Annotated in this window: 1 protein-coding gene; it reads right to left on the reverse strand. The window is 49.2% G+C overall.

Translation table 11 applies throughout. The annotated features are described in order from the left end of the window. Positions 1–111: 111 nt before the first annotated feature. Positions 112–723, reverse strand: a 612-nt coding sequence (locus ACW9H9_RS28700) for a phospholipase D-like domain-containing protein (protein WP_457346720.1), incomplete at its 5' end; no start/stop codon positions are given.

Raw genomic sequence — 723 nt, forward strand, 5'->3', positions numbered from 1 at the left:
CATGCACCTCTTACTCATGTTATGCCCGAACACAAAATTTCTGACACCCTCGCCATGGCCGGAACTCCGCTCAGCAAAAATGAAAGAATGAGGGCACACAAAGAAATGGCTTTAATCAATGGCTTTGGCATAAGGTGTCTCCACATCCCAAAAACGAGTTAGATGGGCAATTAATGGTTTATTTCTGCCTTTGTTTTCCCAGTTTTTATCCATCACATCATTCCATTTAGCGAAATTCTCTAACCCATCGCACCGCCCCTTGTCATCGTTAAGTGACTCACCGACATGCAACGTCCACAACGCTTCTCGCCACTGCTTAGCCAGTTCGGCATCCGGTGCCGCCAGGCCTAATTCAGAGTCGGTATGCAGGCTGCGGGTGTTGATATTTGCAGAACTGAGCAAGCTGAAAACATCGTCCACGACCAACAGTTTTGAGTGCACGTAGATGTCCCGGAAAAAAGCCTGCTCTCCCTCGGATAAAGAGCCTCCAGGCTCTGGAGTGCATGCAGTCAGCGTCGCAATGACGACCTTGAGACCCGGTAAACCCTTGAGGGTGTAGGGCTTTGGATCTTCACTGTCATCCGATTTCGGCTTGCTGAGTTCAGGAATATCTTTTGGTTTGAGGCCGCCCAGGCGCTGTTCTAACTCCGGCGTGACCTCTTTTTTCTCTAGGGAAATCCTGAAGAAGACTTCCAAATATGGTGAAATACGCCGATCCCGTTG

This window comes from Pseudomonas sp. SDO5215_S409, from assembly GCF_054071325.1.